We start from the raw sequence: 12,062 nt of genomic DNA, 5'->3' as shown, positions 1-12,062 counted from the left end.
GATCCCCTTCCCCTCATCCACTACCTTCACCTCCCGGATTTCACTTCCACCAAGCTGTTAACGAGGCTTTATCAGGGGAGCCGCACAACCCGGAGGTATGGCAGCAACCGAGGACCTAGAGAGCCTGCCCGGCGTCGGGCCGGCGACGGCTGACAAGCTCATGGAGTCGGGGTTCGATTCGTACCAGGGGATCGCGGTCGCGAGCCCCGGTGAGCTCTCGAACACCGCGGACATCGGCGAAAGCACCGCGGCGGACATCATCAACGCCGCGCGCGACGCCGCCGATATCGGTGGGTTCGAAACGGGTGCGAACGTCCTCGAACGTCGCAACGAGATCGGGAAACTCACCTGGCAGGTCGACGAGGTCGACGAGCTCCTTGGAGGAGGGGTCGAAACCCAATCGATCACCGAGGTGTACGGCGAGTTCGGCGCGGGCAAGTCTCAGGTCACCCACCAGCTTTCGGTCAACGTCCAGCTCCCCAACGAGTACGGCGGCCTCGAAGGCAGCGCCATCTTCATCGACTCCGAGGACACGTTCCGCCCCGAGCGGATCGCCCAGATGGTGCGTGGGCTCCCCGACGAGGCGATCGCCGCCGCGATGGAGGTCCGCGAGATCGAGGGCAGCCCCGACAGCGAGGAGGCGATGGACGAGTTCATCGAGAGCATCCTCGACAACATCCACGTCGCGAAGGCGTTCAACTCCAACCACCAGATTCTCCTCGCTCAGAAGGCCCAGGAGATCGCCGCCGAGCACGAGGAGTCAGAGTGGCCCGTTCGACTCGTCTGTATCGACTCGCTGACGGCACATTTCCGCGCGGAGTACGTCGGTCGTGGCGAACTCGCCCAGCGCCAGCAGAAGCTCAACAAACACCTCCACGACATCGACAAAGTCGGCAACCTCTACAACGCCGCCACCGTCGTCACGAATCAGGTCGCCTCGAACCCCGACTCCTATTTCGGCGACCCGACCCAACCCATCGGCGGCAACATTCTCGGCCACAAATCGACGTTCCGGATGTACCTCCGGAAATCGAAGGGCACCAAGAGAATCGTCCGGCTGGTCGACGCCCCCAACCTCCCCGACGGCGAGGCCGTGATGCGCGTCGAGGAAGAGGGACTGAAGCCCGAATAACACGAACCTTTTTACTTCGGGGGTTCGCGCTCGCTCCGCTCGCGCTCAACCCCTCGCAAAAACGTTCATGAAAAACACCCGCTCACTCGGCCTCCGGCCTCGTTCGCGGTGAACCGCGCTCGCTGCGCTCGCGCGGATACAATCGCTTTCTACAAACCACACAGCACCGCCCGAGCCCTCGGCCCTACGGGCCTCGCCCTCGATCCACCGAGGACCGCACCGCACCGCTCCGCGACCGCACCGCTCCGCGACCGCACGGCATCGCCAAAGCCCTCGACTGTTCGCTCCGCTCGTCAGGACGCCAGGCCCGCAACCGTACCGCCACCGCAGCCGCAGCAAAAGCCGCTATTCGGTCGTCGTCTTCTCGATCGAGGTCTTCTCGCCCTGATAGATCGCTGCGCCGTCCTGGGCCACCATCTCGATCAAGACGGCGCATTTCACCCGCATCGGGCTGATGTCCACTCCAAGGAGGTCGATGACGTCGTCGCGATCGAGCTCGTCGAGCTCGTCGAGGGTCATCCCCTGGAGTTCGTCGGTCAGCATGCTCGCGCTCGCCTGGCTGATCGCACAGCCCTCGCCCGAAAAGGCGGCGTACTCGATCGTCTCACCGTCGTCGGCGAGGTTGACGTCGACTTTGATCTCGTCGCCACACATCGGGTTCTCGCCGACGTGGCTGAAGGTGGGATCGTCGAGATCGCCGTAGTTGCGCGGGTTCTTGTAGTGATCCAGGATCTGCTGGCGATACATGTCCGAACCCATGCTCATAGTGAATCGAGATACGCGCGTGCAACCCAAAAGGATTCCGGGCGGGCTCGAATCGCCGCGTTGGACGAGGACGCGCTCGGGCAGCACCGCGCGATCTACGCCAGGCGCGCGACCAGACGCTCCCGGAGCACGAGCAGCGCGGGCAGCACCGTCACGCACGCCACGAACGCATAAACGATACTCAGCCCGGTCACGATGCCGAAGCGCTGGAGCGGTGGCGACAGCGCCAGCGCGAGCACACCGAACCCGGCCCCGGTCGTCACAGCACTACCGAACAACGCCCCGCCAGTCCCCGTAAGCGCCGCCGACAGCGAATCCCCGAGCGAGTCGTGACGGCTCCGTTCGTCGACGAATCGCTCGCCGAGATGGATGCTGTAATCCACTCCGAGCCCGATCGCGAGACTCGTGACGACGGCGGTTTCACTGTTGAAGGGCAGACCGAGCGCCGCCATCGTGCCGAGCAGCCACGCGAGCGCGACGACGACAGGGGCAAGCGTCACGACGCCCAGCCCCGGCGCACGATACCGCCACCAGTACAGCCCGACGAGAAGCGTGAGAATGACGCCGAGCGTGATGGCGAACCCCTCGACGAGCGTTTGTAATAGCGCGGTCTGGACGACCCCGGTGATGACCGGCCCGCCCGTCGCGATGGCCCGCACCGGCGCGTTCGCCTCGATCGACGAGGCGACGCCGCGAACGTCGCCGGCAACCGACTGGGACGAGGCGTTGCCCTGAACGCCGACGGTGAGGCGAGCAGACGCATACGAACCGTTTTCGGCACGGTAGAGCACCGACGACGCCCGGTCGGGAGCGGCATCGAACAGCCGATCGTAGACCGCCGAAACGTCCTCGTCCGGGAGTCCGTCGCCGTTCGTGTCGCGTGCCTCGATCGCGCCGGCGACCGTCTCGTTCTCGGCGGCGACGGTTCGGAGCACGGAGGCCGGGCTCTCGATTGCAGCCCGTCCGTCGGGATCGACGACGATCGTGCCGCCGTCGGTCGTCCGCGTCACGTTTTCGGTCGCGGTGAGGAGCGCCGGCGCTGTCACATCGCCTCGTATCAGTACCTGTCCCGCCGATCCCTGGCCGCGCTGCTGGAAGTTCTCACTCAAATAGTTGAGGTTCTGGCTCACGTCGTAGTCGCCGGGCGCGAACGGGCCCGGCAACGAGTCCATCCACGCCGGGGCGTCCTGGGGCAGGAAGTCTGCCTGGTTGAACTCCGTGTCGATGGTCGTCGCGCCGTACGCGCCGCCGGCGGCGAGCACCAGCGCGACGGCGATGACGACGGCCGGGGCCCGCCGTGCGAGCGCGGCGCTCCCGGCGAGAGCCCGGTTCGTGAATCCGGTGCCGACGCCGAAGGCACTCTTCTCGCGGTCGCGGCCGCGCCGATCGAAGAACCGTTCGAGTTCGACTTTGACCGCTGGCACGAGCGCCGCGAAGACGACGAAGATGGCGACGATGCCGAACCCGCTCAGGATGGCGAAGTCCTGGATCGAGCCCAGCGGGCTGACGTAGTTCGAGAGGAAGCCGACGGCCGTCGAGAACGCCGCGGTGGCCAGCGCGAGCACGACGCCACCGATCCCGAGGCGCATCGCGGTCGTGGGATCTCGCCGCTCCGCACCACCGTCGTCGGTGTCGAGCACTCCCTCTCGCGCCTCGCGGTAGCGCATGATGACGTGGAGCGAGTAGTCGATGCTCAGCCCGATGAGCAGGAAGGGGACGGCGATCAGGATGGAGTTCATCGCGATGCCGAGCCAGCCCTGGATGCCGACGTACCAGACCAGCACGACGGCGACACCGAAGAGGCTCACGAGGACGTCGACGACGTCGCGGTAGGCGATCGTGAGAACGGTTAGTAAGAGCACGAGCGCGACGGGCGTGATGATCGTGAACGTGTCGCCGATGGCCTGTGAGGTCTCCGCGTCGATGATCCCCGGCCCGAAGACGAACGCGTCCGAAAAGCGCGCCTCGGCCCGTGACTCGATCGCCACCTGCGCGTCGTAGACCGCCGCCTCGGTCGTTCCCGACGCTTCCGGATTCTGCTGGAAGACGAGCGTGCTCCGCGCGTCGGCTTGGGTCGTTCCCGGCTCGTAGTCCGTGGGCAGGAACTGGGTGGGATCGCCACCCGGAGTGGTCGCCTCGGGGTCGAGAAGCCGACTGAGCAGCGCTTCGACCTGTTCGTCCGAGCGAGATTCGAGCGCCGCGATCTGCTGGTCGAGCGTCGGAGCCGGTGGCTGGCCGGTCGCTCCCGCCGCCGACGCGTTGGTGGCGTTGCTCGCGCCAGAACCCGCGTTGGCACTGGACGCGTTGGCGCGCTCGCTGGCGTCCTGGGCGTACGCGGCGGTCGCGACGGCGTTCTCGATCCCGATCACTCCGGTTCCGTTCTGGAGCGTTGCGTTGATCGACGCGTTCGTGCGGAGGTTCTGCTGGAGACGGAGACTTTCGAGCAGCGATTCGCGAGTGAGGACGTCGCCACCCTCGTCCCTGACGACGATCTGTGCGACCACCGCCTCGTCCGTATCGTACGTCGCGTCGATTCGATCGAGTGCGGCCTGCTCCGGTGAGTCGATCGCGGCCTGGCCGATCGATCCCTGGCCGGTCGTGCCGACGATCGCCCCCGCACCGACGACGGCGGTGAGGACGAGCAAGAGCGCGATCACCAGCTTGCTCCGGGAGGCGAGCACGTCCGCGTATCGAGACGACAGTCCCGACTTCATCGGTCCCCGACACCGTCGAACGCTGTGGCGACACTGGAGGCGAAGCGACTAACGGACGGCGGAGGACCGTTCATACAACGCTCTCCGGGAGAAGCCGATAAAGACCAATGGGAAGTTCCCAGAACGTGGGACAACCACGGTTCGGTTCGGAACGGCCCGACGGCGCTGACGGCGGGTGTCGGGAGTCTCCCGAGGACTACCCGTCGTACAGTCCAACGATCATGACGCCGAACCCGGCACAGACGATCACGCTTTCGAGGAGCATTCCCATCGTAGTCGGGACGCCGAGGAAGTGATGGAAGACACCGACCAGAACCGTGCCGAGGGTGATGACGAGCAGTCCCACCGAGAAGTACTGGAGCCCCGCGATCCGTGTCCGCCTATAGGCTCTGTACGCCAACACGGAGACGACGCCACCGAGGACGAGCGCGGCGAGTTTGACGACGACGACCAGAGCGACGAGCGGTTCCATCACGACTCCTCTTTCATCGCCGACCAGAACGACGCCAGGCGGTCCTCCGCGTCCCGCTCCGGCCGGTCGATCGACACCGTGAACTCGTCGTCGGTGATACCGATCGAGACGTCGGTGAAATCGCGCTCGTAGCGCGTGACGTTCGGCCCGTCGGATCGAACGTCCGTGTACTCCCGGACGAGCGCGGCGTCGCGGAGCAGTTCGAGCTTTCGGTACACCGTCGAACTAGAGAGATCACACGCCTCACGGAGCTCGCTCGCGGATTTCGGGCTATCCAGCACTCTGAGGATCGCCCGGCAGTTGCTGTCGTCGAGCGATCGCAGCACCGTTTCGAGATCGGGACCGTCCGGCCCGTCCGTCGACCAGTGAGCCGTTTCGGTGGCTGTGTCGGTCGACTCGGCGGGATCGGTCGGATCGGCGTGCGAGGGGATGAGCGGCAAGCGATTCGAGCCGACGTGTCGATCGGTCATGTCAGACAGCGTCGACTGCGTCGGCCGTTCGGCGAGCAGCGAGAGTCATGTCCTCTGGTGCTGATGATTTCCTCCGGGCCGGTATAGGCGTCCCGGTCGTTCCCAACTTCTCGGAACAGGTCGACTGCAACCATCTGTGATCGCTGGTCGTTCACGATCGTCGATCCCAGCGGCAGATGCGTCGGTGCCGGGATCGCGTTCGACGCCCGTCCGACCCGAGCGCGGACGGCAATCGTCTGAATGATCCATGACAGCCTACGCGAACAGCTGTCTGGCGTCGTCGATGGCCTCGATGAGAGTGTCGACCTCGTCTTCCGTGTTGTAGAGATAGAACGAGGCCCGGGCGGAGGCCGCCGTGCCGAGCACGTCGTGGAGCGGCTGGGTGCAGTGATCGCCGGGCCGGATCGCGACGCCGTGGTCGTTCATGATGCTCGCGAGGTCGTGGGCGTGGACGCCATCGAGATTGAAGGAGACGAGGCCCGCTCGCTCGCCCGCCGGCGGGCCGTAGATCTCGATGTCGTCGAACTCGTTCAACCGCTCCACCGCGTAATCGGCGAGATCGCGCTCGTGGCGATCGATCCGATCGAGACCGATCTCGTCCAGATAATCGGCGGCCTCGGCGAGCGCGATCCCCTCTGCGATCAGCGGCGTGCCGGCCTCGTACTTCCACGGCAGGTCGGCCCACGTCGTCCCCTCGAACTCGACCTTCCGGACCATCCCGCCGCCGTACATGAACGGCTCCATCGCTTCGAGGATCGCTTTCTTGCCGTAGAGCCCGCCGATCCCCGTCGGTCCACACATCTTGTGGCCGGAGAAGGCGTAGAAGTCGACGTCGAGCGCCTCGACATCGACGGACTGGTGTGGGACTGCCTGGGCACCGTCGGCGAAAATGTAGCTATCGTGCTCGTGGGCGAGATCGGCGAGGTCGCCGATCGGGTTGATGGTGCCGAGGGTGTTCGAGACGTGGGTGACCGAGACCATCTCGGTGTCGGGACCGATGACTTCGCGGGCGTGGTCCATGTCGAGCCGGCCCTCGTCGTCGATTTCGATATACTGCACGTCCGCGCCGGTGCGTTTGGCGATCTGCTGCCACGTCACGAGCGAGGAGTGGTGTTCCATCTCGGAGAGGACGACTTCGTCGCCCTCTCCGAGCTCGTTCAGGCCCCACGCGTACGCTACGAGGTTCAGGCCTTCAGTGGTGTTCTTCGTGAAGATCATCTCCTCGCGACCGCCCGAGGCCCCGACGAACTCGGCGAGGCGGTCGTGGGCCTCTTCGTACGCGATCGAGGCCTCCTGGCTCAGATGGTGGATCCCCCGGTGGACGTTCGCGTTGGTCCCCCGGTAGTAGTCGCTCATCGCGTCGACCACGCGATCGGGCGTCTGGCTCGTGGCGGCGTTGTCGAGGTACGCGAGGTGCTGGCCGTCGCCGACCTCGCGTTCGAGGATCGGGAACTCGTCCCGGATCCGGCCGACATCCAGCGGTTCGGCGGTCTGACTGCTCATTGACGCTGCGTACGGTCCGGAGGGGGAACATTCCTTCGGTCAGCACGTGTTCGTGGCCGGCTCAGGCGACGCGGCGCGACATCACCAGCAGTCCGAGCACGAGCAGCGCAAGCCCCCAGTACAGCGAATCGCCGGGCACCCAGACCAACAGTAGCGTGACGATACCGGAGGTGAACAGCGACCAACCGATGGTCGTGGAGTAGCTCATGGGGCAACACCGGACGCGAACGGGTAAAGCTCCCCGTCGGCATCTGCAAGCCCCGGCTTTTGTGCGGCACGGACGACCGAAACCACCCGACAAGCCGCCTGGTGATATGCTCGGCCGGAACGGTTTTACTCGCCGCGGGCGGAACGGTGGCCATGCAGACCTGGGTTGCGCTCGTCGAAGTCGTCGACGGTGAGTTTCAGGACCTCCAAGAACTCGCCTCGCTCTGGGGCGACATCAACATCGAGCTGGAGGAGGTCGACGCCGAACTCCAGGAGACCTACGCGCTGCTCGGGCGGTACGATTTCCTCGTGGTGTTCGAGGCCCCCGACCGCGAGTCGGTGTTCGAGGTCTCGCTGGCCGCCGAGCGCCACGGCCTCGATATGGATTCGATGGAAGGCGTCCCGATCGAGGATTTCGGCGGGCTCGTCGGCGAGTAGGCCGCGTTCACTCCAAGCGCAGCAGTTGTGCGTGGCGGGTATCCCCGAGATCGAGCACGCTTTCCTCGTCGACGAACCCATGCTCGACCGCGAGCGCTACGGCGTCGCACCCGACGATGTTCGCCACCCGCGCGCCCGCGAGACTCGCCACCACGTCTTCCTCGTCGGCTGGCTCGCCGTCGTAGAACTCCTCGCTCACCTCGAAGTCGAGATCGCCGTTTTCGAAGGTCTCGCCGAGGACTTCGGGGTCACAGACCGAAACCAGCCGTCCTTCCGGCGTCTCACGCTCGTTGACGATCACGGACGAGCTCCTCCTCGGCCTCCTCACGGAGTTCGCGCGCCTCCGCGGCGAGCTCCTCGGCTTTCTCGTCCTCGCCGGTTTCCTCCAGCGCGCGCGCTTTCTCCTCGATGACCTCGGCGTTCCGGAATCCCAGTCGGATGGCGTTGTCGAACGCGTCGAGCGCCTCGCTCGCGAGCCCGCGTTCGAGCAGGAAGAAGCCGCGATTGAACCACGCCTGGGGGAAGCGTGCATCGATCTCGACGGCGCGCTCGGCGTGTTCGAGGGCCTGCTCGGACCGGCCGGCCTCCCAGAGCGCGGAGGCGAGGTTGGTTTCGGCGCTCGCGGCGTGTTCGCTCCGGTCGTCGATCCGGAGTGCTTCCTGGTGCGCGCCGATCGCCTCGTCGTACTCTTCGAGTTCGGCGTGGGCCGCGCCCTTGTTGACCCACGCCTCCTGTTCGATCGACTCGTCGTCGGCGAATCGCGCCGCGCGTTCGAGGGTTTCAGTCGCCTGCTCGTACCGGTTGATCCGAAGGTAGTTCAGCCCCACGTCGACGAGTTCCTCGGCGTCCACGTCGTCGGTGCCGAGCTGGCGTTCGTCGAGCAAGTCGGCCACTGCGCGCGAGTCGACGGGATCGACCTCGCCCGGGTCGACCGAGAGCTCGGGCGGGTCGAGATCGAACCCTTCGGGCTCTCCGAACCCCTGGCCCGCGGAGAACTGGTGGTCGTCCGCGGTGTCGTCTGCGGGATCGGGGACAGGCTCGTCGGATGCGGGGCGGGGATCGTGGTCGTCGGCCGAATCACGGCTCGGTTCGGCGTCGGGAGTTCGTTCGGACTCGTCGTCGGTCATGGGTATCCATAAACGACGACCGCGATTAAGGGCTACGACCGCGTACGCTCGGTATGCGACTGTTCGTGAGCGTCGATCTCGACGGGCTCGCCGCGGAGATCGCGGCCGTCCAGGAAGCGGTCGCCGACGCGAGCGGGGTCCGGCTCACCGATCCCGAGAACGTCCACGTGACGCTGAAGTTCCTCGGCGAAGTCGAGGAAGAGCGGGTTCCAGCCCTCACGACGGAACTGGCCGCAGCGATCGACGAATCGGGCGTCGGGCCGTTCGTGGCCGCGTTCGGCGGGCTCGGCGCGTTCCCGAGCGAGGAGTACATCCGCGTGCTCTGGGTCGGCGTCCATGAGGGTGGCGACGAGCTGGCCAGGCTCCACGAAGCGATCGAGGATCGAACCGTCGAGATGGGGTTCGATCCCGCCGATCACGAGTTCACGCCACACGCCACGATCGCCCGAATGGATCACGCCGGTGGGAAAGAGCGGGTCCAGCGTGCGTTACGCGAGACCGATCCCACTGTCGGCACGCTCGATGTTAGGGAAGTCCGGCTGACCGAGAGCGTGCTCAACGACGACGGACCGGAGTACACCACCGTCGAGCGGTTCGAGCTCTGAGCCGCGACACACCGATTTAGGCAGGCCGAAAATATACGTATATTGATAAGTCCTAAGTCGTTGGATCGTCACTCGACGGTATGGGCGCGCTGGCGAATCTCGCGCTGGTGTTCGTTGCGGGGTTGCTCACCGCGCTCGCGACTGGCCTGGGTGCGCTGCCCTTTTTCCTCGTCGACGACGTGAGCGACCGGACGAGCGTCGTGCTCTGGGGGCTGGCCTCGGGGATCATGGTGTCGGCGTCGGTGTTCGGCCTGGTGTTCGAGGGGCTCGCCGAGGGCACAGTGATGGAGATCGTCCCCGGTCTCTTCGCCGGCGTCGCGCTCGTGATCGTCAGCCACCACGTCATCGAGGGGTGGGAGGTCGAGCCGAAACAGTACGCCGAGGCCGACTACCGCAAGCTCCTCCTGATCCTCGGCGTTCTCACCGTCCACAGTTTTCCCGAAGGCGTTGCGGTCGGGGTCTCCTTTGCCGATCTCAACTTCGGGAACGGGATCGAACTGGTTGGGTTCACGGTGCCGGTGCTCGCTGTCTTCATGACTGTCGCGATCTCGATCCACAACGTTCCAGAGGGCGTCGCGGTTTCGATCCCGCTCCAGGAGATGGGGGTGCCGCGACGACGCCTCGTCTGGTGGTCGGTGTTTTCGAGCCTCCCTCAACCCGTGGGTGCAGTCGTCGCGTTCGCGTTCGTCCGGGTCGCGCGCGCGTTCGTCCCGTTCGGGTTCGGCTTCGCGGCGGGCGCGATGATCTACCTCGTCGTCTCGGAGTTCATCCCCGAGGCGCGCGAGGTCGGTGCGGGGCTGCCTGGCGGCGGCCGGCGAGAACTCCTCGCTGGACTCGGCGTCGGCGTGGTCGTGATGGTCCCGCTGGCGCTGGTCTGAGTGGGGTCGCGGCCCGAGCGAGCCGAAGAAGGACAACGATTTAAGCCGCGCCGGCCGAATGCGTCCATCATGGGTAAGAACTCGAAAGCCAAGAAGAAGCGGCTGGGGAAGCTCGAACGCCAGAACTCCCGGGTGCCGGCGTGGGTCATCATGAAGACCGACCGCGACACGATGCGCAACCCGAAGCAGCGCAACTGGCGGCGGAGTGACACGGACGAATGAGCGCCGAAGAGTTCGAGGAGCGGGTCGTGACGGTACCGCTCCGGGACGTGAAAGCGGGCGCGAACCACAAGGGTGCGGACCGCGCGATGACGCTCATCCGTGACCACCTCGCACAGCACTTCAAGGCCGATCCCGACGCGGTGCGGCTCGATCCCTCGATCAACGAGGCGGTCTGGGCGCGCGGCCGGGGCAACCCCCCGAGCAAGCTCCGCGTGCGAGCCGCCCGGTTCGAGGAGGAAGGCGAGCGCGTGGTCGAAGCCGAATACGCGGAGTAACGTGCTCCGCGCGGCCTTCACCGGTTCGGCGTACGTCGGCGTCTTCGCCCGAGCCACAGACGACTGCTTGCTCGTTCGGCCCGACGTCGACGAGGATCGTCTCGCGGCGCTGACCGACGAGCTCGGCGTCTCCGCAGTGCGAACGACGATCGCCGGCTCCGGCACCGTGGGTGCGCTCGTCGCGGGCAACTCCAACGGACTGGTGACGAGCAGCCGACTCACCGACGTCGAGCGCGACCGGATCGACGAGGCCGTCGACGTATCGGTGGCGGAGCTGCCCGGCCGGATCAACGCCGCCGGCAACGTCGTGCTCGCGAACGACGATGGTGCGTATCTCCATCCCGATCTCCCCGACGAAGCGGTCGCTGTCGTCGAGGAGCATCTCGACGTCCCGGCCGATCGGGGCGTGCTCGCTGGCGTTCGAACTGTCGGGACGGCGGCGGTCGCCACCAATCGGGGCGTGCTCTGCCATCCGAAAAGCACCGACGAAGAGCTGGATCACGTCGAGGAACTGCTCGGCGTTCCGGCGGACATCGGCACCATCAACTACGGTGCGCCGGTCGTGGGCTCGGGACTGCTCGCTAACTCGCATGGGTACGTCGCGGGCGAGGAGACGACCGGCCCAGAGCTCGGGCGGATCGAGGACGCGCTCGGCTACATCGAGTGAGTAGGTAAGACAACATACTTCCGGCGCGCCCGCCCAACCGGGGTATGGACGAGTTCGTAACACCCGAAACGTATCGATCGAAAGCGGTTGCGGTGCAGGGAGGCAGCCGATGAGCCTCGGTGGTGGCGGCGGTGGCGGCCAGCTCGAACAGCTTTCTGAGGAGATCGAGAACCTCGAACGCCACGAGCAGGCGCTCGAAAACGAGATCGACGAGTTCCAGGAGGAACAGCGCGAGATCGACGAGGCGACCGAGGCGCTCGACGCGCTCGAAAGCGGGTCGACGGTCCAGGTCCCGCTCGGCGGCGACGCGTACGTCCGCGCCGAAATTCAGGACATCGACGAGGCAGTGGTGAGCCTCGGTGGCGGGTACGCCGCCGAACGCGACAAGGAGGGCGCGATCGACACCCTCGAAACCAAACGCGACGCGCTCGACGATCGCATCGAGGAGGTCCGCGAGGAGATCACCGAAGTCGAGGGCGAGCGCGACGAGCTCGAACAGCAGGCCCAGCAGATGCAACAACAGCAGATGCAGCAGCTCCAGGGCCAGATGGGTGGCATGGGCGAGGACGCGGACGACGACGAGTAAG

At 66.1% G+C, this 12,062-nt stretch carries 16 protein-coding genes; 8 read left to right on the top strand and 8 right to left on the bottom strand.

The annotated features are described in order from the left end of the window. Nucleotides 1–97: 97 nt before the first annotated feature. On the top strand, nt 98–1,132 hold the full coding sequence (radA, locus tag PHA81_RS05425; protein ID WP_005039777.1) for a DNA repair and recombination protein RadA: 1,035 nt from the start codon (nt 98–100) through the stop codon (nt 1,130–1,132). A gap of 345 nt (nt 1,133–1,477) precedes the next feature. On the opposite strand, the gene PHA81_RS05420 is transcribed toward radA, so the two are convergent. The 6 genes from PHA81_RS05420 to PHA81_RS05395 all read right to left on the bottom strand — a co-directional run bounded on the left by PHA81_RS05420 (nt 1,478) and on the right by PHA81_RS05395 (nt 7,264). Then, nucleotides 1,478–1,897 (bottom strand): iron-sulfur cluster assembly scaffold protein, encoded by a 420-nt coding sequence (locus PHA81_RS05420; RefSeq protein ID WP_005039780.1) that lies wholly within the window; start codon nt 1,895–1,897, stop codon nt 1,478–1,480. A gap of 95 nt (nt 1,898–1,992) precedes the next feature. Then, on the bottom strand, nt 1,993–4,611 hold the full coding sequence (locus PHA81_RS05415; RefSeq protein ID WP_005039782.1) for an MMPL family transporter: 2,619 nt from the start codon (nt 4,609–4,611) through the stop codon (nt 1,993–1,995). Nucleotides 4,612–4,807: 196 nt separating this feature from the next. Further along, nucleotides 4,808–5,083, bottom strand: coding sequence for a hypothetical protein (locus PHA81_RS05410; RefSeq protein WP_005039784.1), 276 nt, complete (start codon nt 5,081–5,083; stop codon nt 4,808–4,810). Next, nucleotides 5,083–5,553, bottom strand: a complete 471-nt coding sequence (locus tag PHA81_RS05405) for a helix-turn-helix domain-containing protein (RefSeq protein ID WP_005039786.1) — start codon at nt 5,551–5,553, stop codon at nt 5,083–5,085. The genes PHA81_RS05410 and PHA81_RS05405 overlap by 1 nt, the downstream gene beginning before the upstream one ends. Before the next feature lie 255 nt (nt 5,554–5,808). Beyond that, entirely contained in the window at nt 5,809–7,056 is a 1,248-nt protein-coding gene (locus tag PHA81_RS05400) for a SufS family cysteine desulfurase (RefSeq protein ID WP_005039788.1), read from the bottom strand. Nucleotides 7,057–7,117: 61 nt separating this feature from the next. After that, a complete protein-coding gene (locus tag PHA81_RS05395) occupies nt 7,118–7,264 on the bottom strand; it encodes a hypothetical protein (protein WP_005039790.1) in 147 nt (48 codons plus the stop codon). A 152-nt stretch (nt 7,265–7,416) separates the two neighbouring features. On the opposite strand from PHA81_RS05395, the gene PHA81_RS05390 reads away from it, so the two are divergent. After that, a complete protein-coding gene (locus PHA81_RS05390; protein ID WP_005039792.1) occupies nt 7,417–7,701 on the top strand; it encodes a GYD domain-containing protein in 285 nt (94 codons plus the stop codon). Between the two features lie 7 nt (nt 7,702–7,708). On the opposite strand, the gene PHA81_RS05385 is transcribed toward PHA81_RS05390, so the two are convergent. Together PHA81_RS05385 and PHA81_RS05380 are read right to left on the bottom strand one after the other, a co-directional pair. Then, complete coding sequence (locus tag PHA81_RS05385) at nt 7,709–8,002, bottom strand: DUF424 domain-containing protein (protein WP_005039794.1); 294 nt, start codon at nt 8,000–8,002, stop codon at nt 7,709–7,711. Then, the gene (locus PHA81_RS05380) at nt 7,983–8,828 is read right to left on the bottom strand and encodes a tetratricopeptide repeat protein (protein ID WP_005039795.1); all 846 of its coding nucleotides are present in this window, start codon (nt 8,826–8,828) and stop codon (nt 7,983–7,985) included. Before PHA81_RS05380 ends, PHA81_RS05385 begins: the two co-directional genes overlap by 20 nt. A gap of 53 nt (nt 8,829–8,881) precedes the next feature. On the opposite strand from PHA81_RS05380, the gene thpR reads away from it, so the two are divergent. From thpR to pfdA, 6 genes are all read left to right on the top strand, one after another. Further along, nucleotides 8,882–9,433, top strand: a complete 552-nt coding sequence (thpR, locus tag PHA81_RS05375; RefSeq protein ID WP_005039797.1) for an RNA 2',3'-cyclic phosphodiesterase — start codon at nt 8,882–8,884, stop codon at nt 9,431–9,433. An 80-nt stretch (nt 9,434–9,513) separates the two neighbouring features. Further along, the gene (locus PHA81_RS05370) at nt 9,514–10,311 is read left to right on the top strand and encodes a ZIP family metal transporter (protein ID WP_005039799.1); all 798 of its coding nucleotides are present in this window, start codon (nt 9,514–9,516) and stop codon (nt 10,309–10,311) included. Between the two features lie 69 nt (nt 10,312–10,380). Beyond that, entirely contained in the window at nt 10,381–10,533 is a 153-nt protein-coding gene (locus PHA81_RS05365) for a 50S ribosomal protein L39e (protein ID WP_005039801.1), read from the top strand. Further along, complete coding sequence (locus tag PHA81_RS05360) at nt 10,530–10,808, top strand: 50S ribosomal protein L31e (RefSeq protein ID WP_005039803.1); 279 nt, start codon at nt 10,530–10,532, stop codon at nt 10,806–10,808. The genes PHA81_RS05365 and PHA81_RS05360 overlap by 4 nt, the downstream gene beginning before the upstream one ends. Before the next feature lies 1 nt (nt 10,809). Continuing rightward, on the top strand, nt 10,810–11,475 hold the full coding sequence (locus PHA81_RS05355; protein ID WP_005039805.1) for a translation initiation factor IF-6: 666 nt from the start codon (nt 10,810–10,812) through the stop codon (nt 11,473–11,475). A gap of 109 nt (nt 11,476–11,584) precedes the next feature. Then, on the top strand, nt 11,585–12,061 hold the full coding sequence (pfdA, locus tag PHA81_RS05350; protein WP_005039807.1) for a prefoldin subunit alpha: 477 nt from the start codon (nt 11,585–11,587) through the stop codon (nt 12,059–12,061). Nucleotide 12,062: the final 1 nt, after the last annotated feature.

Origin of the sequence: Halococcus sp. PRR34 (genome assembly GCF_028617175.1) — an archaeon.
Classification (GTDB): domain Archaea; phylum Halobacteriota; class Halobacteria; order Halobacteriales; family Halococcaceae; genus Halococcus; species Halococcus salifodinae.
The sequence above is the reverse complement of the archived record's forward strand: the minus strand, read 5'-3'. Positions and strand labels throughout refer to the sequence as shown.

What these genes read in the sequence shown, in the direction of transcription:
- radA (WP_005039777.1), top strand. Translation starts at nt 98, where the DNA reads ATGGCAGCAACCGAGGACCTAGAGAGCCTGCCCGGCGTCGGGCCGGCG.
- PHA81_RS05420 (WP_005039780.1), bottom strand. Translation starts at nt 1,897, where the DNA reads ATGAGCATGGGTTCGGACATGTATCGCCAGCAGATCCTGGATCACTAC.
- PHA81_RS05415 (WP_005039782.1), bottom strand. Translation starts at nt 4,611, where the DNA reads ATGAAGTCGGGACTGTCGTCTCGATACGCGGACGTGCTCGCCTCCCGG.
- PHA81_RS05410 (WP_005039784.1), bottom strand. Translation starts at nt 5,083, where the DNA reads ATGGAACCGCTCGTCGCTCTGGTCGTCGTCGTCAAACTCGCCGCGCTC.
- PHA81_RS05405 (WP_005039786.1), bottom strand. Translation starts at nt 5,553, where the DNA reads ATGACCGATCGACACGTCGGCTCGAATCGCTTGCCGCTCATCCCCTCG.
- PHA81_RS05400 (WP_005039788.1), bottom strand. Translation starts at nt 7,056, where the DNA reads ATGAGCAGTCAGACCGCCGAACCGCTGGATGTCGGCCGGATCCGGGAC.
- PHA81_RS05395 (WP_005039790.1), bottom strand. Translation starts at nt 7,264, where the DNA reads ATGAGCTACTCCACGACCATCGGTTGGTCGCTGTTCACCTCCGGTATC.
- PHA81_RS05390 (WP_005039792.1), top strand. Translation starts at nt 7,417, where the DNA reads ATGCAGACCTGGGTTGCGCTCGTCGAAGTCGTCGACGGTGAGTTTCAG.
- PHA81_RS05380 (WP_005039795.1), bottom strand. Translation starts at nt 8,828, where the DNA reads ATGACCGACGACGAGTCCGAACGAACTCCCGACGCCGAACCGAGCCGT.
- thpR (WP_005039797.1), top strand. Translation starts at nt 8,882, where the DNA reads ATGCGACTGTTCGTGAGCGTCGATCTCGACGGGCTCGCCGCGGAGATC.
- PHA81_RS05370 (WP_005039799.1), top strand. Translation starts at nt 9,514, where the DNA reads ATGGGCGCGCTGGCGAATCTCGCGCTGGTGTTCGTTGCGGGGTTGCTC.
- PHA81_RS05365 (WP_005039801.1), top strand. Translation starts at nt 10,381, where the DNA reads ATGGGTAAGAACTCGAAAGCCAAGAAGAAGCGGCTGGGGAAGCTCGAA.
- PHA81_RS05360 (WP_005039803.1), top strand. Translation starts at nt 10,530, where the DNA reads ATGAGCGCCGAAGAGTTCGAGGAGCGGGTCGTGACGGTACCGCTCCGG.
- pfdA (WP_005039807.1), top strand. Translation starts at nt 11,585, where the DNA reads ATGAGCCTCGGTGGTGGCGGCGGTGGCGGCCAGCTCGAACAGCTTTCT.